Below are 21,186 nucleotides of genomic sequence, written 5' to 3'. Positions count from 1 at the left end.
TCATCTGGAAACCTTTTTTTCTGCCAGGATGGCCGGGGTAACCTCGTCGATAGCGGTGCAGATGCAGTCCACCCCCTCCTCGGTCATGCCTGGGTAGAGCGGCAACGTCATTTCATGTTCCCCGATAAACTCTGTCTTCAGGAGCGACCCCCGCGTATCCCCGAAAAGCCTCCGGTAGTAAGTGAAGAGATGGATCGGAGGATAGTGGATGCTCGTCTGGATCCCCCGCTTCTTCATCTCCGCCTGAAGCTCGGCTCTTGGGAGGTCCCTGGAGAGAACTACCGGGAAGATATGGTGCGAGGATTCACCATCGATTCTCCCGCCGAACGGGCACCCTATACCTTCGGTCCCCTCAAGCGCCTTTCGATACCGGTCAGCGATACGCTTCCGTCGCGCGTTGTTCTGCTTCAGGCGCCGGAGCTGGACGATGCCGAGCGCGGAGGCGACCTCACTGATGCGGTAATTATACCCAAGATCGGTGACATCGTAACTATACCCGTGCCCCCGATGCCTGTCCCAGGTCATCGTGGTCATGCCGTGCGAGCGCAGGACCTTGATCTTCTCGGCAAGTTTGTCGTCGTCGGTCACGACCATGCCCCCTTCGCCGGTAGAAAGGTTCTTGTTCGCAAAGAAGCTGAAACACCCAATGTCCCCTATTGTCCCGCACTTCCGCCCCTTATAGGTCGCACCGACTGCATGCGCCGTATCCTCGATGACCCGGAGATCATGATCGCGAGCGACCTCCAGGATCGGCTGCATGTCACAGGGATACCCCCCGTAATGGACGACGGTGATCGCCCGTGTCCGGGGCGAGACCCTCGCCCCGATCTCTTCCCATGAGATGTTCAAATTATCTGTTCCGACAATATCGGCAAAGACTGGTTTCGCTCCACAGTAGAGGACCGAGTTCGCTGTTGCAACAAACGTGAGCGATGGCGTTATGACCTCATCACCGCTCCCGATGCCGAGCACCGCGTGTGCGATGTGCAGTGCCGCCGTCCCGCTCGATACCGCAAACGCATGCTTTACGCCGAGGTAACGGGCAAATGCTGCTTCGAACTCCTCGGTCACCGGCCCCATGGAGAGCCACTTTGACACCAGAACATCCCTGACTGCATCGATCTCATCATCGTCCATCACGATATCGGAGAGAGGGATCTTCCATGCCGTCTCACTCATCCCCAACACCCAGTGTCCCGTGGAGTGCAGCGATCTCGTTATTCGCCTTCTTGTAGTCGTCGAACCTTCCGATGTCCAGCCAGTAGCCGTCGTATTTGTATGCTTTGATGGTCTCACCTGCTGCCAGCAGAACCTTGATCAGGTCCGGGAAATCGATGTATTCGTGTGACGGAATATACTCGAGGACTTTCGGGTCAAATGCGTAGATGCCCATGCTCACAAAATGCTCAAACCCTGGCTTTTCGGTATACCCAACGATGTTCTCGTCCCCGTCGGTATCCACGATCCCAAAATCAACGAAGTAATTCCTCTTGTTGAGAGCCACCGTCGCAACGGCCCCGCTCCTCTGGTGAAAGTCCATAAACTTGGAGAACGGCAGGGTCGTTAGGACGTCACCGTTCATCATCAGAAACGGTTCAGCAAGGTCGTTCTTTATGAGCCCAAGGCATCCTGCGGTCCCAAGCGGCCTCTCCTCCCACGAGTAGGTAATCGAGAGCCCGAACCTGCTCCCGTCACCGAAGAATGCCATGATAAGTTCGGCGAGGTGCCCCACCGCTATCGTCACATCCCTGACGCCATGTCCCTGAAGTTGGCGGAGGATGATCTCAAGGGTCGGCTTATCCCCAATGGGCATAAGTGGTTTGGGGATGATGGTCGTGTAGGGTTCGAGTCTCCGCCCCTTGCCGCCGGCGAGAATAACTGCTCTCATATCAGGTCACGTAGTGATTGGACCGATAAAGGTCCAGATGTTCCCGAAACCACGCAATTGTTCGCACAAGTCCTTCCTCCAGGGGCACAGAAGGAGACCAACCCACGAGGCTCCGTGCCCTGGTGTTGTCGCACCACAACCGCTCTACCTCACTCTTCTTCGGTCGCAGGCGAGCACTCTCGACGACGATCTCGATCTCTTTTCCTATAAGCGATGCAACCTTCTCAGCAATGGCCCCGATCGAGACCTCATAGTTTGATCCGATATTTATTACCTCCCCTACCGTTCTTGGAGATTCGGCGATGAGAACAAACGCACGCACCAGATCGTCGACGTAGGTATAATCCCGCGTCGGATACGTTGCACCAAGTGCTACCTCCTCCTGCACCAGTGCTTGTGCGATAATGGTCGGAATCACAGCCCGTGCAGACTGCCGCGGGCCGTAAGTGTTAAATGGTCGTATCGTGGCGATGGGGACGTCGAAGGCCCGGTAGAAACTCTCGGCCACCTTGTCGGCCCCGATCTTACTTGCAGAGTAGGGGGACTGTCCCTGGAGCGGGTGGTCCTCGTCGATCGGAACATAGCGTGCAGTCCCATAGACCTCACTCGTCGAGGTGTGGACAATCTTCTCGACACCAGAATCCCGGGCTGCCTCAAAGACGTTGAGTGCGCCGAGCAGGTTCGTCTCCACCGTCTCCCGCGGGTGGATGTAGGAGTAGGGAATGGCGATGAGCGACCCCAGATGAAAGACGATATCAACGTCATGGACAGCGGTGCGAAGGGCGTCTGCATCCCGCAGGTCGCCCATGAGGATACGTACCTGGTCTAGCCTCTCTTCAGGGAGCAGCCGCAGGAGGCCCAGGTCGTTCCTTGAGTTGTAGCGGACAAACGCCCGCACATCTGCTCCACGGTCGGCCAGATGTTCTGTCAGGTGGCTACCGATGAAACCCCCGGCCCCGGTCACCAATACTCTTTTTTCAGCCCAATCCATCACAAATGACTCCTTTCCCTCTTGATGCGCGTAAAGCAGTAAGCAAACCCTGGATGCGCAGCGTGGTATATATGCGTATCCATGTATCCAGGATCTCATCGGGGGGTATCCCCGGTTGCGGCTGGTGTCGCAACCACCCTGGTTCCAGGACTGCGATTGCAGAATAACCTGAATCGGATGTTGCAGTACCTCACCGTGACTACCAGTTTCGTGGATTTGCTCTCTTAAGCGAGTCAGATGCCGATGACTGGTGTCATCGGGGAGCTGAATCCGTATCGGGGATTTGGGGAGCAGCGAGAAAGTCAGTTCATCCTTGTCCATATTACCTACGGGCGATGGCAGGCGGCGCCGGGACTCGTGCATCCTGGGACAGCAGTGAGAGTTCATCGAGAAGCGTTCCTATAGGCATGAATGTGAACTTCATCATGAGCACGATGAGTTTACCAAGTGCTGTATGGACACCGTGGTAGGTAATGAAACGGGATACAAATGGCACTTCAAGCGGAGGAGGGCCCGGATAGAGGTCATGGGGATGAAAATAGATGTTTGCCGGTCTCTTCGAGGCTACCCTGCTGACACCCCAGGAGAGGAACTCTTTTGGAAGGGCACGGAGATAAAATCCCCCGGATATCGGGATGTTTATGCCGAGTTTGACTATGGAGAGAGGAAACTCGATGATCGAGCCTTCAGGATCGTGGACGGTGATATCATCCCTGGAAGGCCGGTAAATACCAATAGGTGCGTCTGGCACACCGTAGAGTTGCGTCCTCACCGGGAAGATGCTCGAGTCATACTGGAAGTCGTACTTCTCTAGCGTCTCGAGCGCCCACTTTGTCCTGTTGTTCAGGGAGAACGATGGCGCCCGGAATCCGATTGGGTTGTAGTCGGCGAGCAGTTCAAGGGATTTTTTGAGTTCTCCCTCAAATTCCCTCTGGTCCATCGAGTAGAGCGGTTTATGGGAGTAGGCGTGACACGCAATTTCGTGACCGCTCTGGTAGACCTCGTGGACGACCTCAGGATATTTCTCTGCGACGGCGCCAAGGACAAAGAACGTCGCCTTAACGTTGAATGCGCCGAGTAGTGCAAAGATCGGTCGCAACGATTCCTTGAACATATCCTCTCGATCCGAGGGCAGATACTCTGTCAGGAACTCGTTGCACCACCAGAACTCAAGGTCGATACTGAGTGCGTTGATCCACATGTTATCGTCTCAGGACAAATCTCCACATCTCAGAGTCAAGTGCGTAGCGTGCTGTGGCAAGTACGAAACCCAGTGTAGGCCCAGGATCGTGAAGCGAAAGAATATCATCCGGCGTGTTAAACCTGAGAAATTCTTTGAGGTTCTGCCAAGTCTTTGGGGCGCTAAGGTACCAGAGAATATCCCCAGGAAGGAGCCAGCGACACTCCACTCCCTCCTGATAATCTGGAACCGGTTCGACATCTCCATCCCTGAGCATCTGGTAGAGGAGGTAGGGGAAGTCCACACCACTCAGGATCGAGAGGTGCAGCGAGCCCCAGAAGCGGGGGTTCACCTCCATGAGTTTGAGGCTTCCGTCGCGGGCATCGATCCGGAACTCCACCATTGCAACCCCGGACCATCGCATTGCCTTCAGGAGATGGAGGGCGATCTCCGTAGCTGCCTGGGAGCGTTCGTCCTTAATGGTCTCCCGGAGGGTGCTTGCCCCACCGGAGATCGGGTAGGAACGGATCCGTCTCTGGACGGTCACTGCACGTAGTTCAGATCTCTCATTGAGGAGGGTGTAGACCCCAAGCTCCCCACCATAGGGTATGAATTCCTGGATTACCACCGGGCCAAACTCTGATGCTGAGGCCGCATACGCTTGGATTAGAGTTTCCGGATCTCTGCAGACCCTTACTCCCCGTCTACCTGAACTCACCCGGGGTTTTACGACGACCGGGTAGTCGATCTCCCCGGCGATCCTGGCTGCGTCGTCCGGATTCTCCGGGAAGAATGTTCGCGGACATGGAATGCCGTTGTCGAGGGCGATACGGAGGGTCACTCCTTTATCGTAGCCCTTCATGAAGATGTCACGGGGTGGCAGGGCGATCTGGGTGTACCGGGAGATCTCCTCTTCGTGATCGATAATGGGTTTTAAACAGGCGTCGGCAACCGGAAATATCGCATCGGTCTCCGTTGATCTCAGGGTTTCAAGGAGATACTCTATGAATTGCTCCTCCTTTCTCTTCGGTGAGGGATATACCAGCCTCCGGTTACAGTATCGCGAAAAAGCACCTGTTGCATATCTCGTCTCCTCGCCTGCAGTTACATCCAATCCCTGTTTCCCAAGCGACCTAATTACCGCAAGAGAACTCCGCATCTGTGCGTCGGTTACAAAGACGGTTCCCCGACTCAATCCTCCCCCTCCAACTCCCTACACGCTTTGGAGTGTGGTAGATACCGTTTGACTATTAATACCTGCGCCCCTGAAGTATATCCCCAACTGATAGTGTATGGCGACACCCTTTTGGATCCTGAGTTTCCCTGTCTTTATGACCGGAAATCTGAGACGGATTGTGATCGTCAGACATGTCCTGTCTGTCTTGAAGAAACGATCCACACCCGGGCCGACTGCCCCAAAGTCTTCTCGCGCCTTGTGGTTATCCGGTTGCGGTGTGCCAGCACGAGTGTCACCCCGGCGACGACGGTTGTCGATGTTTCACGACCAAACAGGCAGGAAGCCCACCCCTTTAGGGGTGGGTAGTTGACTGGTAGCAGCTAGCATTCCTGCAACTACTCCGACTGCCCCCTTGGAGCAGGGCAGATACCGTTACGACTGGCATACACCACCTTCTAGGAACCAGTAGACTCTGGCCCAACATGGAAAATCGCTCGATTATTAACGGAAATCTCCAAGCCGGTTGCACAAGCCTTTATTTTCCCGGTTATCCTGCCTGCCGGGGGTTGATGCAATCCCACTGAGACAAGGGCACACTGTCAAATATCTTCTAAATGGTTGCTCCGTGGAACGAAGGTGTTGTATAGTGCAGGGATCTGCCGGTCACCTAAAATCTGCCCGGGATCCGAGGCCGAAAGTGCTTTCGATACTCTGGATTGAATAACTTCCGGGTGAAAACCCATGTTTTCCCTCGTTGATTGTCTCAGTAGTCTCTTGATCTGATTGACAGAAAGTTATTTATATACTGAACAATAGTGTAGTCGCTGGTCAACTGCCAGGAGATTTCCATCCCTCTTCGCTCGTTTCTATCAAGAAATGGGGCCGTCACTTTCTTCAATCCATTGGGCAGTGACAGACCAGAGGAAGAGCAGCGTGTGGAGGAGTTTTTTCTGCAGTTTGAGTGGCAGTTATCCAGCGCGGAGAGTGTGGCCCTGTCGCAACTGGCTGAAGATCGAGTTCAGGCAGCCAGTCATGTGGCAGCGAAATCCCGCTACCATGGGGATCACATCGCCGCGGTCATCCCGGCCTACAACGAGGGCCTGGTGATCGGATCGGTCGTCCTCCAGGCACGGCAGCACGCCGACCACGTCATCGTCGTCGACGACGGCTCGGCTGACCGGACCGCTGATATCGCCCGGCTCGCCGGTGCCGACGTCATCGAGATGCCGGAGAACGGGGGGAAGGCGAAGGCGATGATGGCCGGGTTCGCCTGGGCCCGGGCCCTCAGCTACGAGGCTGTCGTGATGCTCGACGGTGATGGCCAGCACAACCCTGCCCAGATCCCGGCGGTGGCGGCCCCGGTCCTCGCGGGCGAGGCCGACCTGGTCATTGGTTCCCGGTTCCTTGAGATCCAGGCCGAGATCCCGAAGTACCGCATCGCCGGGCAGAAGGTTCTCAACGGGTTCACGAACCTCTCGGTGGACGGCGGGACCTTCGCGACCACCGACTCCCAGTCGGGCTTCCGGGCTCTCTCCCGGAGGGCCCTTGAGAACCTGACCTTCGTGTCGGAGGGCTACAACATCGAGTCAGACATGATCGCCCACTTCGCCCCTCTCGGCCTGAAGATGACCGAGGTCCCGATCTCGGTCACCTACGACGTCCCCCACAAACACAAGAAGAACCCGGTCTCCCACGGCTTTGGGGTGCTCGCCCGGATCGTGGGGCTGATCGGGTACAAGCGGCCCCTCCTCTCCTTCGGGATCTCGGGGCTCTTCGTCACGCTGTTCGGGATCGGGGCGGAGTTCTACACCTTCTCGGAGTACTACCGGATCGGGCAGTTCCACTATATCGTCTTCACCGGGGGGTTTGCGGCGCTGATCCTCGGGCTGCTGCTCGTGACGTCGGGGTTGATTTTGAACTCGTTGGTGATGATTACGAAGAGTTCTGCGGCAGCCGGGAGGGGTTCACCATGATTGCGGCTGTGCCTGAGATCAGGTCGGGACTTACCACGGGATATGGTCTGCAAGTTCCCGGCTATTCCGCCAGTTGCCCGATGGGACATGTCTTGGAACTGTCGGTGACAAAGCAGGGAGCAGGATGGACGCATGAGGATCCTTTCAAAACCAATGATATGACCGGGAAATACGTCTTAAAAAAGTCGGTATCAAGATCTCTGCCCAAAAGAATCATAAATAGAACTAAGAAATGTATTCTGATTTCGCTAAATAAACGGGTTGCTGAGGATTTGTGCGAACCTATGGTTATTAAACTCCATGACCCTGCGGTCATTGGCGAGAGATGTGCACCAGAGATCACTCTTAAAATCCTGCGCGGTACTGGTTCATGCGAACCAGTGGAAAGTTTTAGACCAATGAATCAAGTTCGGTTATTGTTTATGTTTGCGTTAAATGTCTGATATTTTCATGGGAGGAAATCAGAGTGCGAATGTGTGGATCTACCCGGTGAGCGGACTATGAGGATTGGATATTTCATAGACATGTTTCCATATCAAAACCCAATTACAGGGAAGATTCTTAAGCAGTCCTCTCCAGGAGGGGCTGGAATAGTCGCATATAACCTTGCAGTTCAAATGGCGAAACGGGGCCATGAAGTCTATGTGTTTACTACGGCACAAAATGAGGATGGCTCCCTATCTAGATATGGTAATATATCGGTAATACGGTACAAGTCCAATTTTACGGTTGGCCAGGGCTCCATTGCTTTAAAGCATTTAATTAGACCGTTTTTCTCAAGCGTCGATCTCGATATTGTACATTCGCACGCTGGTGGCCTCCCCGCCCCGCTAGGAGGTGCCATATACGCCAAAAGGAAGAACATCCCGTTTGTAATTACGCATCACGCAGAGTGGATTGGAGGCTTTGGTACATTTCGTCGTAGAGCAGGGGTGTTCTTATACAACAATCTAATCTGTGATTGGCTTCTCTCCAAGAGCGACATAAATATCGCACCTTCAAAATCATTTGTAGATGTATCGGAGAATTTGAAAAAGTATCGAGATAAAATAGTAATCATACCCAATGGCTTAAATCTACAGGAATTTCAGATTCCTCAATCTAAAGGTGAATGTAGGGACATCTTGAATTTACCCATGGAAAAGAAGATATTGCTTTATATGGGGTCGCTACACCCGCACAAGGGGCCTAACGTATTAATAACGGCGATGGCTCACGTTGTGAAACAGCATCCGAACACATTGTTGCTCATCGGAGGAAAAGGTATCATCGAAGAAGATTTGAAACGGTTGACGGAAGAGTTAAACCTGCAGAACAATGTAAAATTCCTGGGATTCGTTACCAGCAAATCCAAGGCTCTTTACTATAAGGCTTCAGATCTGTTTGTTCTGCCATCGTTAACAGAAAGTTTTGGGATTGTAAATCTAGAGGCTATGGCTAGCGGTTTACCTGTGGTAGCTTCGAGTGTGGGAGGAGTTCCCGATGTTGTTAAAGATGGTATAAATGGCCTGTTGACAATCCCCAGAGATCCTGATGACCTCGCTGAGAAAATTTCGTGTCTGTGCGACTCAGAATCGCTTCGTGACAGACTTGGCAAGACTGGAGAAATACTCTCGAAAGAGTATTCTTGGGAGACAGTCTCAGATAAAACAGAGAGCGTTTATTTAGATCTCATCTGACGTGATTATTGTGACACAGAGAAGAATTGGAGTAATAACATTTCCAATAGCCCGAGCTGGAGTCGAACCATTGTCGAATCTCATAAATATACTACTAAAACAGTCAGATAATCTGCTATATGTTATAACCGGAAACGACGGATCAAAAATTGCCAACATAGACACCAGAATTCAGTCAGTAAATATATATCATCAATTGAAACAAAGCCTATTCGGTAGGGCCATATCATATGCCATTACGCAAATAAGAATTTCTATGTCCGTGTATCTAATGGCAAAAAATGTCGACAGTTGGTTGTTCTTTATAGGTGGAGAATCGTTAGTATTGCCAATAATATCTGCAAAAATCACACAAAAACCGGCCATATTGTTGTTTGCAGGTTCCGACTTAAAATCGTTGGAATCTGGAAATGGCGGTATAATAGCGATATTCCGCCTATTTTCAGAGATTAACCGCATCCTAGCCGATAAACTTATTGTCTATAGTTCACTGCTAATTTCCGAGTGGAACCTCGAGAAATACCGCCACAAAATCCTCATTGCCCATGAACATTTCCTGGATTTCACGACCTTCACCATCACCACGCCCTTGCCTGACCGCCCTCCCCTCCTCGGTTATATCGGCCGGCTGACTGAGGAGAAAGGCGCCCGGAACTTCGCCCTGGCCCTCCTCCTCCTCCTTGGCAACCGGGAGGATCTTCGCGTGCTTATCGGCGGGGACGGGGAGTTGCGGGAGGCGATTTCGGCCTCCCTGCGGGAAGGGGGGGTCGCCGCCCGCGTCGACCTCCCTGGCTGGGTCTCCCGCGACGATCTCCCCAGGTACCTGAACCAGCTCCGCCTCCTCGTCCTCCCCTCCTACACCGAAGGGCTCCCGAACATCATGCTTGAGGCTATGGCCTGCGGAACTCCGGTGCTTGCGACGGCGGTTGGGGCGGTACCAGACGTTATTGTGGATGGGATAACCGGATTTATCATGGAGAACAACTCCCCGGAGTGTATCGCAGAGAATGTTATTCGGGCGCTGGATTCCCCGGACCTGGACCTGATCGCAAAGAGCGGAAAGCAGTTTGTTGAGGAGAATTTCTCTTTTGAATCAACAGTTGCCCGTTGGGAAGAAGTGCTGAGAGTGATGTAAATTGGGTTGAAAAATTTTCGTAAAACCCCGCTAACGTGCTTGCCGTTGAGGGAGTAATCCTCTTGGTTATGATGTCATCTCAAAAGTATTCAGCAACTGAAAGTCCACATGGTTCGGGGTATCTTTACGAACGTTTGCGGAGAGTTAAGCCATACCCGGCTATCAGATTCGTAGATACGGCTTCCCTCAAGGATATCGCGCCTTGGGGAATCGGGAGGGGTGACCCTCCCCTCCCGGCAGAGAGATTTTGAGATGTCCTCTGCCACTTGTGGTGCCGGGCGAGGGGTATGTTTTAAACTTGGGAAATACACTTGGGAAGTCGGTTAGGCTTCCGGAGGGGCGAATGTTCATTGAGCACATTATTTTTGGAATAGGTATCGCGGTCCTGGCCGGCATGATAACGCGAGAAACAAAGGAAAGAGATCGTTCCTGGATTATCGTAGTTGGCGCGATGGCGCCTGATATCGATATAACGGTCGATTTCCTGCATCGGGTAGTGCCTGAGCTCTTCGCTTCCGGTCTTCTGGTGTTGCCTCTTCCATTCCACGGCTCGTTTCATACAATTGGATGCCTCGTTCTCTTTGCCGTGGGAACAGGGCTTATCCTATCACGAACAGGAGTTAAATTTATCCTTGCAGTCTCTTTTGCAGGAATTGGGTTTGGGTCCCATCTGCTTGAAGATGTATTGGTATACTCCCCGCCGGGTTATCCATATCTCTGGCCATTTTCAAGCGAGAAACTCATGCTTCCTATATTTTCAGGAGACTGGGACTGGTTCGGCGTTGCGAATTCGAATGTGCTCATCGTCGCGGTCTGCCTACTTGTAGCGGTGCTTCTCACTCGAGTTCATCGAGAAGGGCTGTCACGCGCCTGACGGACAGAATTCTTTGCTACGGGTTTTTGGACATGGCCTGAGCATCGTACGCTCCAACTGATACCAGGAGGGCAACGCCGTGAAAACCAGTTGCATTGACGACTTTGAGGTGACCAACTGCCCTATTGGTTCATGATCTCACAGTACCCACATCAGTCCTGCTTGAGAAGTGATGCTCCGGGAGTTCGTCAGGTCAGAGGGGCCCGACGTCGTGGATGGGTATACGTTGGTCCCCTTCTTATGGACCCAGCAGCCCGAGTATCATCCAGAGCGCAGGTCTCATACATCCTCACAACCACAACGACCTGATCGGATACAATCTCCTGATGCAAGTGTTTGGATGGTGCTATCCACCCGTTCCTCGGGTACCGGATGCTCTGCATCGCCAATATGACCACTGCCACATTAAATTACTACACTGCCGAATCTCCGCACTTGGGGGAACCCCTCACAAAGATATGGTATCTGTAGCTGCGGGCAGCAAAGTGGACAACTCAGTCTGATTGTTCGATAATATGCAGTCTGATTATTCGATAATATGCCATGCACCTTCTGGTTAAATTGCTCTATCCTGATGAGAGGGGGTATAATCAGAAAAGAATTAATGCCGTCTCACTTCCGGAGTCCGTTTCGACTCGGTCGTCCGTTGAATGGTCTTTGTTGCTTGCATCCTCCCTTCTCCCCTCGGTCATCTCAGTCAACTACCCCCGACTGAAGTCGGGGGCATGCTGCCGTGGGTGGCATCATGCTCTTTGTAGGCTTGCGATTCCACCTCTCCCCCGGCGTCGGGGGAGCGGACCGCAATAGGCCGGTTGACGGCGGCCCTGGCAGCAAGATCGCTGCACTGTGGTGTCGTTTGCGCCAATCGCATGGAACGGTAATCCACAGGAGAGGGTTCCTGCTTCGTGCCTTCTGCGGCGCAACCAGATCTCTCTTCGTGCTCATCCGACATAATGGGCGTCCCTGCGGGGTGAAAGTGTATCGGGATATGCGGGGGGCCGATTCCTCCCCCGACTCAAGTCGGGGGGCTCCTCGGCCCATGATCCTGAAAGATAAAGACGACAACTTCCTGCACGTTCCCAGCCACGTTACCGCAAAAAGAGTGTGGTGTCCTCGTGAGGTGCAGGTGTGCTATTCAATTTCGGGTGCTGTGGCCTCCGGGAGGTGTGCATGCTCTCTGGATCGAGAGCGTGCAACCATCGACGGTTCTCTGTTTGCAGGTCGCAGAATCCATTAACAAAGAGGTACGCCCAGCACTGTGGCGTGGCAGCTCACTGGACACAACAATTTGGAGCCATTCCATGCGAACGCAGCCTCTCGTCAACTCTCCTGAATTGCAGCCGGGAGTTGATGATTAAATGGTTGTAATTTGATACGCGCATGAGGGTTGGCGCAGATGCTATCAATTACCTGACGAGGGACAGAATCACCGCTACATTCACTATGGGTTCTCACCCGGCCCGCACATTCGCCCCGCAGTTTCTCGCCTTCGTAAGTATCACCGACCCCCCGCCATCCCCGAGCACCTCCGTCGCCGCCCCTGCCGCATCCTGCATGTCCGTATCCCCTACGGCGTAGACCGTCGGTCCGAACGAACTCAGGCCCGCCCCGGCAGCGCCGGCCTGCACCATCGCCTCGAGGAGCGAGGAGACGACCGGGTGCTGCATGGCTACCTCGACTTTCTTGAATCCCAGGGCCTGTGTCCTATTGACCGCCGAGCCAAAGAGGTCGAGATCGTGCTCGACAAGCCCCGGGATCATCCGCATGAGCACCTCGTGGCAGAGTTCCCGCACCTCCTCGAGCGGCACCGGGCAGTGCGTGCGGAAGATATCGACCTCCCTTCCCCCGTGCGCCCCCGCACCGACCTCCGGCGTCACCAGCAGGATGCGCCAGTCTTCCGGGAACCGGTGCCGGGCGAGGACCGGCGGCGGTGCGATACCCCGTGATGCCGCCGAGGGACGGAACTCCTGCTTGCCCCCAATAGAGCCGAACCGGTGCCCGCCGTCCAGGATGAACCCGCCCTGCTCGAACGCCGCCGTGCCGATCCCGGAGGTCCCGCCGCGCCCGACGATCCGCGCAAGGTCGAATGCCGGGACGTTCCGGTCGTAGAGCCGGCAGAGGGCGGCGGCCGCGGCAAGCGCAACCTGTGTCCCGCTCCCGAGCCCGGCGTGCTGCCTGGCGGAGGCGTGCAGCGTGAACTCCGCGCCGCCCGGGAGCGCGAGTCCTTCCCTCACCGCCCGGGCGGCCCCGGCAACCCTGTGGCGGGCCGTCTCATCGCCGCCGCGCACGTCGATATCCGTGCTCTTCCGTGCATCGAGCACGCACCCTGGCTCGTCGAGGGTGACCCCGACCCCGCCATCCACCCTCCCCGAGGCACCGTTCATATCGAGCAGGGTGATGTGGATCCGGGATGGGGCATCGACCAGCACCCGGATCTCGTCCGCAAACGCCGTGCAGGGGAAGATCTCCTCAATCGCTATCAGCGGTTCTTCGCGGTGGATGATCCGGTATTTCCTGGAGAGCATCGATTCGCACCGATGGACATTGAACGTCCGCGCCAGGTCCGTACCGGCCGGGACGACGCGGGCGTCCGTGATCTCCCGGCGCGACTCTATCCGGTGGCGGGAGAGGATCCTGCCGATGGGGATATCCGCCCGCATGAGGTCCTGCCTGAACTCCGGGGCAAGCCGCCGGAGCGGGGTGCAGGAGACCGCGTAGATGAGGGTCTCTCCCGTAACGCTGTCCTTTAACTCCACGACACGGTAGTTGACCTCGTCGCCCGGCTCGATATTAAGTGCCGCCGCGATCTTCGGGTCGGCGCCGATGACCTCCTGAAGACGGGTGGTGATGGTGACGGAGTGACCGGTCGCCATCTCGAGGAGGTTTGTCACTGATCCGTCCGTCCCGATGAGGACTTTCTGCATCGGGGAGAGCCTTCCTATACGTTGTTCGATCTCCCGTATCCTCTCGCCGATTCTGTCTGCCGTCAGGGGTTTCATACCTGAGTACGTGATGTGTACAGGGACTACAAAAAGGTGGTGCCGGAGAATGCCGCCCCGTTCCCGGCCCGATTTACCGTGAAAAGAGCAGGGTGAGGAGGTCCGGCGCCTGCATGAGCCCCAACGATCCCTTCGCCGCCTCGCGCTCGGAGAACGCGACAACACCATCCTTCCCCTTCCCGAGTACCGCAAACGGTATTGGGTCCGCGGTGTGAGTCTTAATCCGTATCGGTGTCGGGTGATCGGGGAGGACCGCAACAATCGTCTCCGGCCGGTCCAGGATAATCCCGACCGCCTCGTCGAGCCGCTCGATCGCCCGCACCTTCTCCTCCACGCTTCCCATGTGTCCGGCTTCGTCAGGGGCCTCGACGTGCATGTAGACGAAGTCGAGGCGGTCAAGGGCATCGACCGCGTACCGGGCCTTCGCCTCGTAGTCGGTGTCGAGGAACCCGGTTGCGCCCGGGACGCGGATCACCTCCATCCCGGCGAGGCGGGCGATGCCGCTCAGGAGATCGACTGCGGAGATCACGGCGCCGGCAAGGCCGTACTTCTCGCGGAAGGGCGCAAGGAACGGCCTTCTCCCGCCGCTCCACGGCCAGACGTCGGTGGCCGGGGCCTTTCCCTCCTGCAGGCGGCGCCGGTTGACCGGGTGGTCGGCAAAGACTTCCCGGGACCGTTCCATGCAGTCGAGGAGGATGCCGGCATCGTCTCCGCGCGGGAGGTAGCCGGTGACCGGTTGACCGACGATATCGTGGGGAGGGGTGGTCAGGGCACCGTCTGCCCCGGCCACGACCATCAGGTTCCGGTAACTGACCCCGGGATAGACCCGGACGTCCCCGAGCGCGGCGTCCAGATCGCGGAGGAGTTCGGCGCCTTCGGCGCTGGAGATGTGCCCGGCGTTGAAGTCCTCCATGACCCCGTCCCGGATCGTGACCAGGTTGCACCGGTAGGCCATCTCGCCGTCGCGGAGGGTGATGCCCATGCTTGCCGCCTCGAGCGGCCCTCTCCCGGTATAGGCGGTGTGGGGGTCGTAGCCCAGGATGGAGAGGTTCGCGATATCACTCCCCGGCTCAAATCCCTCCGGGACGGTCCTGAGCATCCCGCACCGGCCCTCCCGGGCGATCCTGTCCATATTCGGTTTTTCTGCATATTCGAGGGGTGTCCTGCCCCCCAGTTCGGCAAGCGGCTCGTCCGCCATGCCGTCTCCGAGAACAATGATGTATTTCATGTAAACCCTTGTGCAATCCAGATAGTGCCTGAAACCCTGACCCGGTCGCTATTGGAGGGGGTGCCGCGTCCCCGTTATCCGAGCATGGCGCGGACCGCCGTGCGCACGCTCTCTTCCGACGTGGTAGGACACCGCCAGCCGAGACTCTTGAGTCTCTCGACCGAGAGCTGCATTCTGGGCACATCCCCGACCCAGCCGCGTGCGCCGCCGGTGAACCGGTAGCGGACGCCGGAAAGCCCCATCTCTTCCGTGACGATATCGGCGATCCTGACAACGTCGATCCAGTCCTCGGAACCGATGTTGAAGGTGTTCACCGTGTCGTGCGAGTGTTCGATCCCGAACTGCACGGCCCGGACGCACCCTCCGACCTCCAGGTAGGACTTCGTCTGCCTGCCGTCGCCGAGGATCTCGAGTTCCCGCGGGTTCTCGCGGAGCTTCCGGATGAAGTCGGAGATGACGCCGTGGCCGCTCCTCTCGCCGATGATGTTTGCAAATCGGTAGACCCATGCCGTCATGCCAAACGAGTGGCAGTACGACGATATCAGCGCCTCACAGGCGAGTTTCGTCGCACCATAGACGGATATCGGCTCAAGCGGGGTATAGGTCTCCGGCGTCGGGATGACGGCGGCATCGCCGTAGATGGTCGAGGTCGAGGTGAAGACCAGTTCCGGCACGCCGTACGCCCGCATCGCCTCGAGCACTCGGTGCGTGGCCATGATATTGTTTCTGATCTGGGAGTCCGGGGTCACGGCGCTCTGCCGGACATCGGGGTCTGCGGCGATGTGATAGACCCGGTCGGCCCCCGCGAAGTGCTCCTGCCAGCCGTCGTCGAGCAGGTTCTGCCTGACGAACGTGACCTGCCCGCCCGCCGCATGCCGTGCGAGATTCCTCTCGGTGCCCGCGCTGCAGTCATCGATGACCAGCACGTCGTCTCCCGCCGCGACCAGGGCATCGACGACGTGCGAACCGATGAAGCCGGCACCGCCCGTTACGATACAGAACATCATAGTGTAATCTCCCTCCCACGCTATAGGGTTACTGGATGGACGGTCTTGCCCATCGGCGATCGGTCGTACGGTCGGAACGGTGAGGACGAGCCAGGGGTCGGCTGCCGCGAGATGGAGCAGGATGGACGGGCAACCGGGACGGTGAATACGTGCAGGATAAAAAGAACCGGGACTCCCTGGAGTATAGGAAAGATCAATACTCGTGCAGGGGCCATTCTACGACCGGACAGTCCGCGTAGGGGCATGTTTTTTACGAATGCTTTTAACTTGTGGGGTTGAAGGGGCGAAGCGAGAAGTCCCCGGTCTTTAGGCCGGGGATGAAAGCGGAGCCCCTTCGTCATTACGATAAGTATATCTACTTTTTGGGTGTAATAATATTATATACCCAATATGAAGTATAAACTTGATAAATCTGCGCATTCGGTCTTCGCACTCTATTATCACTTGGTGATAGTAGTGAAGTATCGCCGGAAAGCGTTGTATTCCGATGATATTCGAGAACGTCTAAAAGAGATTGTATGGGATTTGTCAACCGAATTGGGTATTGATGTGGTTGCACAAGAACCCGCAGAAGATCATTATCATCTTCTCTTCAAAGCAACTCCAAAAACCAATCTCGTTAATGCGGTCAATGTCATAAAAGGAGTATCTTCACGGAGATTACGACAAGAGTTCCCGGAAACAAAGAATCTACTATGGGGAGATTCATTCTGGTCTTCATCGTATTTCCTTGCAACATCGGGACAAGTTAGTCTTGATGTCTTAAAAGAGTATGTGGAATCCCAAACGGAGAAATAAATGATCGCCTCCTACAAGTATCGGGCATATCCAAATGATGTCGTAGAATTACGACTCAACAACGCTCTTGATACTTGTAGGTGGCTTTACAACAAACTTCTTGAAGAGTGTAATACATCACGGGGAAATGGAATATCTCCAACAATGCAAAATTTACAAGCCCGGATTGTTACATTGAAGAAAGAGAATCCACGTCTGAATGAAGTGTATTCGAAAACACTTCAAATGGTAAATTATACACTTTGGAGTAACATCCGTGCTCTTTCTCAAATGAAGAAACGCGGACGAAAGATCGGTAAACTTCGGTTCAAGAGTACGTTTCGATATCGGACGATTAACTACAACCAATCAGGATTCAAGATCGATAGAGAACACGGTACGGTTACATTCTCGAAGATCGGTACGATTCCATTCGATATGTATCGACCATATTCGGGAACCGTAAAAGGAGTTTTGATCACACGATCTCGTGATAAATGGTACGTAGTTATTCAAACTGAACAAAAGGTTTTGACATCGAAACGCGATGGGCGTTCGGTTGGAATTGATGTTGGATTAACTTCATTCGCTATCGATAGCGATGGTGTTGTAATTGAGAATCCTCGATTCTATGAACATTCGTTGAAGAAAATTCGTAAATTACATCGGAGTGTGTCTCGGAAACAGAAGTTTTCGCAAAACTGGAAGAAAGCGGAATGTAAGTTATCGAAGGTGTATGAGCATGTTACGAATCAAAAGAAAGATTTTCTTCACAAATTGTCTCGATACTACGTTGATACGTATGCGACCGTATGTATTGAAGATTTAGATATCAAACGACTTAAAGAGAAAGGTAATTCCACAGGGTTGCATCGGAGTATTCATGATGCTTCATGGGGTCGATTCTATTCTTATCTTATGTACAAGGCTGAAAGTGCTGGTACGAATATCATTAAAGTCGATCCCCGGAATACTTCTCAAATGTGTTCAAACTGTGGAAGTATCGTGAAAAAGACACTTTCTGATCGAATCCACGAATGTCCATACTGTGGATTTATTGCAGATCGAGATTATAATGCTGCGGTGAACATTCACCGCGTGGGGATGGAACAGCCCTTTGAGCCTGTAGAGGTAATACCGCTACATCACAGAAATGTGATGCAAGTATTATTGATGAAGCAGGAAGCCCCGCCCGAGAGGCGCGGGGTAGTTCACTATACTGAAGTGATAAGGAGCAGTTGAATTGAGAACGGTATGCATCCGTGATGGTGCTGATCGGCCTCCGGCCGCTTTCAGCATACAGGCGTCCATCAACCACAGCGATGAAGAAGCCCGCATGCGAACCCGGAGAGTTGGGTCATGAGTCCGCGTCCGGACCTGCGGGAACACGCCGGGATCTACCTGCGCGGTCTCGCTATGGGGGCCTGCGACATCATTCCCGGCGTCTCGGGGGGGACGATCGCTCTCATCACCGGGATCTACGAGCGGCTGGTCGGAGCCATCGGCAGCGTTGACCCGGCCTCGGTGAAACATCTCCTCAAGGGCGACTTCGGCTCTCTCAGGGCAGACCTTGAAAAAATAGATCTCCCCTTCCTCATCGTCCTCCTTGCCGGGATCGGCACCGCCTTCCTCGTGATGTCCGGGGTGATCCTCTTGCTCCTTACCGACCACGCGGTCGAGACCTACTCCTTCTTCCTCGGTCTGATCATCGCCTCTGCGGTCGTTATCTTCCTTGAGATCCGCTCTCCGAATGCGGCCACCCTCGCCTATCTCGCCGTCGGGATCGGCGGCGGGTACCTCCTCGGGGGTCTCGGGCACTTTAATGTCGGTCACTCCCTGCCGGTCCTCTTCCTCACCGGGATGGCGGCGCTCTGTGCCATGATCCTCCCCGGGATCTCGGGGGCCTACATAACTCTGGTCCTTAACCAGTACGAGTTCATGCTTGCGGCGCTCCGGGCCCTCTCCCTCCCCGAGATCGTCGCCTACATCGCCGGTGGGGTTACAGGACTCCTCCTCTTTACAAAGGCCCTCAAGTATCTTCTCGAGACCTACCACGGGGCAATGCTTGCCCTGCTCACCGGGCTGATGCTCGGCTCATCGCGGATGCTCTGGGAGACGGGGTCCGCGGCCGGGGATATGGTGACCGGCGGCTGGATCTTCTTCATAGCCGGTCTCGTCGTCGTCGGCGCGGTGGAGTATCTCAAGAGACGCTACCAGGGCACCGGTGCCTGATTTTTGCCTCTTTTTTTGGGGCGATCCGAAACCTTACTTCCACCCGGAGGGCAACGAGGTACCTATCATGTTTATCGGCATCGACCACGGCACTACCGCGATGCGCTTCTCCACCGGAAACGAGGAGTTCAAGATATCCCGTGAAGAGGCCAGGCAGTTCTCGGCCGGCGACCTCGGCCGCCTCTCTCCTCTCGACGAGATCGAGGGTATTGCCGTCTGCTACTCGATGGGCGACGGAATCTCGGCCATCACCGATATCAGAAAGGTCCAGAACCGGGGGGTCGTCTCCCGGGAGGGCGCCGGCAAGCACATCGGCGGCGGCACCCGGGTCTACGACGAGATCAGAGCAAGCGGTCTTCCGGCCGTGGTGATCCCCGGGCTGCACCGCGGATCGCCGACCGACTCGCGGTTCAAGGCCTACTCCCACCAGGCGAGCCCCGAGAAGATCGGGATCCTGTATGAGGTCTCGCGCGACCTGGGGGGGGATATCGTGGTCTGCGACGCGAGTTCGAACACCGTCACCCTTCTTTCGACCGGCGGCCGGATCACCGGTGCGTTCGATGCCTGCATCTTTGCGCCGGGCACCCGGCACGGCGCTCTCGACGTGGATGCCATTCGCCGTATCGACCGGGGCGAGTCCTCCGCAAACGACTCCTTCCTTCGTGCGGGCGTGAACCATACGATGCCTCCTGAACTTCGGGTAGAGACGATGGCCATGTTTGCTGCGATGGAATGTGCCGCGATGCTGCTCATCAACCCCGGCGCAAAGGTCGCCCTCGCCGGCTCCATGGCGCCCGCCATCGCGCCGGGGGTCGGGGCTCTCCTCTCCCGGGAGGTCGCCGTCTACGACGAGTGGTGTGCGGCCCGGGGGCTTGCCGGGATTGCCCGCGATGTCTTCTCGGGAGCGACCGGGGTCCTCGGGCTCGCGGTGGAGCGGTAGCCGTCTTTACATTCTCCCGGTGCGGCCGGTTCGTCCCCCGAGAAAATCCGGGCGGAGAGGCCTCCTGTTTCGTATCCTTTTATGTGGTGCCGGGTAGTACAGTGGATTCAACGAGGGAGGATTAGTGACAGGTATGCAACCGGACTGCCCCAACATCGCAGCTCTCATGCTCCTGATGACGTCACGTCTCGAAGAGACGGCACGTTCCATAGATCAGGAGAGTGCAGGTCAGCTTCTCGATGAGATTCTCTACGCCAAACGGATCTACCTTGCCGGAGCCGGGCGTTCCGGCCTCGTCGCGCGGGCGTTCGCCCAGCGCCTCATGCACCTTGGGTTTGAGAGTTACGTCATCGGCGAGACGATCACGCCTGCGTTCGGGCGCGGAGACGTTCTTATAGCCTTCTCAGGCTCGGGTGAGACCCGGTCCGTCGTGGATGCATGCGAGACCGCCCGGGAGATCGGGGGGAAGATCTGTCTCGTCACGTCGACGCCGGACTCGCACATCGGCCGCATGGCCGACTGCATCGTTGAGATCGGGAACGATCTCCTCAAGGATGCGGATATCCCGCACGACTTTGAGATCCGCCAGCTTACCGGGCAGTATCGATCGGTCTCAGGATCCTTCGCCCCGCTGGGGACCCTCTTTGAGACCGCAGCACTGGTCTTTTCGGACGCAATTGTCTCCGCCCTGATGGAGGTGCGGCACTGCACGCTCGATGAACTCAAGAGCCGTCTTGCGAACGTCCAGTAGGCGGGGGCCGGGGCTCCCGGCATCATGGTCTCCTCCGCCGGGAGGACCATCTCTCTTATAAGGGCCTGCTTTCTTTGCCTCCGATGTTCACGAGGTTTCCGGGCGAGCATGACCGCACCGGCGTTTCCACGCGCATGGGGGCAGGTTGCGTCCGGAAACGGGTGCAGAGGCGTATGCGCTCGCGGCGCCGCACGGCCCTGTCCTCCGGCGGTATTCTTCAGCAGGCGCGATCCCCGGCCGCCGCAGAACCGGCATTCGATCGTTCGGATCGACTTCTCCGATGGTTGATCTACTCCGGAGGTAAATGGAAAGTTATTTATTTTGATAAAAAGTAAACTGGAATGATTTACGGGCC

At 55.8% G+C, this 21,186-nt stretch carries 18 protein-coding genes; 10 read left to right on the top strand and 8 right to left on the bottom strand.

Annotated elements, in window-relative coordinates:
* From BRA49_RS08680 to BRA49_RS08660, 5 genes are all read right to left on the bottom strand, one after another.
* Nucleotides 1–1,179, bottom strand: coding sequence for a DegT/DnrJ/EryC1/StrS family aminotransferase (locus BRA49_RS08680; RefSeq protein WP_292385220.1), 1,179 nt, complete (start codon nucleotides 1,177–1,179; stop codon nucleotides 1–3).
* The gene (locus tag BRA49_RS08675; RefSeq protein WP_292385218.1) at nucleotides 1,172–1,888 is read right to left on the bottom strand and encodes a sugar phosphate nucleotidyltransferase; all 717 of its coding nucleotides are present in this window, start codon (nucleotides 1,886–1,888) and stop codon (nucleotides 1,172–1,174) included. The genes BRA49_RS08680 and BRA49_RS08675 overlap by 8 nt, the downstream gene beginning before the upstream one ends.
* A gap of 1 nt (nucleotide 1,889) precedes the next feature.
* A complete protein-coding gene (locus BRA49_RS08670) occupies nucleotides 1,890–2,879 on the bottom strand; it encodes a GDP-mannose 4,6-dehydratase (RefSeq protein WP_292385216.1) in 990 nt (329 codons plus the stop codon).
* A gap of 322 nt (nucleotides 2,880–3,201) precedes the next feature.
* A complete protein-coding gene (locus BRA49_RS08665; protein WP_292385215.1) occupies nucleotides 3,202–4,080 on the bottom strand; it encodes a polysaccharide deacetylase family protein in 879 nt (292 codons plus the stop codon).
* A 1-nt stretch (nucleotide 4,081) separates the two neighbouring features.
* Nucleotides 4,082–5,173, bottom strand: coding sequence for an ATP-grasp domain-containing protein (locus tag BRA49_RS08660; protein WP_292385213.1), 1,092 nt, complete (start codon nucleotides 5,171–5,173; stop codon nucleotides 4,082–4,084).
* A 1,097-nt stretch (nucleotides 5,174–6,270) separates the two neighbouring features.
* Between BRA49_RS08660 and BRA49_RS08655 the strand changes: the two genes are divergently transcribed.
* The 5 genes from BRA49_RS08655 (at nucleotide 6,271) to BRA49_RS08635 (ending at nucleotide 10,897) form a co-directional block, all read left to right on the top strand.
* Nucleotides 6,271–7,209, top strand: a complete 939-nt coding sequence (locus tag BRA49_RS08655; protein ID WP_292385211.1) for a glycosyltransferase family 2 protein — start codon at nucleotides 6,271–6,273, stop codon at nucleotides 7,207–7,209.
* Nucleotides 7,206–7,652 carry a hypothetical protein gene (locus BRA49_RS08650; RefSeq protein ID WP_292385210.1) on the top strand — a complete coding sequence of 149 codons (447 nt, stop codon included), beginning with the start codon at nucleotides 7,206–7,208 and terminating at the stop codon, nucleotides 7,650–7,652. Before BRA49_RS08655 ends, BRA49_RS08650 begins: the two co-directional genes overlap by 4 nt.
* 57 nt (nucleotides 7,653–7,709) lie before the next feature.
* Nucleotides 7,710–8,888, top strand: coding sequence for a glycosyltransferase family 4 protein (locus BRA49_RS08645; RefSeq protein WP_292385208.1), 1,179 nt, complete (start codon nucleotides 7,710–7,712; stop codon nucleotides 8,886–8,888).
* A 10-nt stretch (nucleotides 8,889–8,898) separates the two neighbouring features.
* Entirely contained in the window at nucleotides 8,899–10,023 is a 1,125-nt protein-coding gene (locus tag BRA49_RS08640; protein ID WP_292385206.1) for a glycosyltransferase family 4 protein, read from the top strand.
* A 343-nt stretch (nucleotides 10,024–10,366) separates the two neighbouring features.
* A complete protein-coding gene (locus BRA49_RS08635; RefSeq protein WP_292385205.1) occupies nucleotides 10,367–10,897 on the top strand; it encodes a metal-dependent hydrolase in 531 nt (176 codons plus the stop codon).
* A 1,451-nt stretch (nucleotides 10,898–12,348) separates the two neighbouring features.
* Here BRA49_RS08635 and BRA49_RS08630 read toward each other — a convergent pair.
* The 3 genes from BRA49_RS08630 to BRA49_RS08620 form a co-directional block, all read right to left on the bottom strand.
* Entirely contained in the window at nucleotides 12,349–13,896 is a 1,548-nt protein-coding gene (locus BRA49_RS08630; RefSeq protein WP_292385203.1) for a beta-ribofuranosylaminobenzene 5'-phosphate synthase, read from the bottom strand.
* Between the two features lie 73 nt (nucleotides 13,897–13,969).
* Complete coding sequence (locus tag BRA49_RS08625; protein WP_292385201.1) at nucleotides 13,970–15,124, bottom strand: cofactor-independent phosphoglycerate mutase; 1,155 nt, start codon at nucleotides 15,122–15,124, stop codon at nucleotides 13,970–13,972.
* Between the two features lie 74 nt (nucleotides 15,125–15,198).
* Nucleotides 15,199–16,131 (bottom strand): NAD-dependent epimerase/dehydratase family protein, encoded by a 933-nt coding sequence (locus tag BRA49_RS08620; RefSeq protein ID WP_292385200.1) that lies wholly within the window; start codon nucleotides 16,129–16,131, stop codon nucleotides 15,199–15,201.
* A 390-nt stretch (nucleotides 16,132–16,521) separates the two neighbouring features.
* Here BRA49_RS08620 and tnpA point away from each other — a divergent pair, with 390 nt between their 5' ends.
* The 5 genes from tnpA (at nucleotide 16,522) to hxlB (ending at nucleotide 20,831) form a co-directional block, all read left to right on the top strand.
* Nucleotides 16,522–16,929, top strand: a complete 408-nt coding sequence (gene tnpA / locus BRA49_RS08615; RefSeq protein ID WP_292385198.1) for an IS200/IS605 family transposase — start codon at nucleotides 16,522–16,524, stop codon at nucleotides 16,927–16,929.
* The gene (locus BRA49_RS08610) at nucleotides 16,930–18,150 is read left to right on the top strand and encodes an RNA-guided endonuclease InsQ/TnpB family protein (RefSeq protein WP_292385197.1); all 1,221 of its coding nucleotides are present in this window, start codon (nucleotides 16,930–16,932) and stop codon (nucleotides 18,148–18,150) included. It begins immediately after the preceding gene.
* 117 nt (nucleotides 18,151–18,267) lie between these two features.
* A complete protein-coding gene (locus tag BRA49_RS08605) occupies nucleotides 18,268–19,140 on the top strand; it encodes a DUF368 domain-containing protein (protein WP_292385195.1) in 873 nt (290 codons plus the stop codon).
* A gap of 67 nt (nucleotides 19,141–19,207) precedes the next feature.
* Nucleotides 19,208–20,080: a methanogenesis marker 12 protein gene (locus BRA49_RS08600; RefSeq protein ID WP_292385193.1), complete on the top strand. Its 873-nt coding sequence runs from the start codon at nucleotides 19,208–19,210 to the stop codon at nucleotides 20,078–20,080.
* Between the two features lie 133 nt (nucleotides 20,081–20,213).
* Nucleotides 20,214–20,831 (top strand): 6-phospho-3-hexuloisomerase, encoded by a 618-nt coding sequence (hxlB, locus tag BRA49_RS08595; protein WP_292385260.1) that lies wholly within the window; start codon nucleotides 20,214–20,216, stop codon nucleotides 20,829–20,831.
* The last annotated feature ends 355 nt before the right edge of the window (nucleotides 20,832–21,186 follow it).

The sequence above is a fragment of the Methanoculleus sp. UBA430 genome (assembly GCF_002506585.1).
Lineage (GTDB): Archaea > Halobacteriota > Methanomicrobia > Methanomicrobiales > Methanoculleaceae > Methanoculleus.
This window is presented reverse-complemented; position numbering and strand designations above follow the sequence as displayed.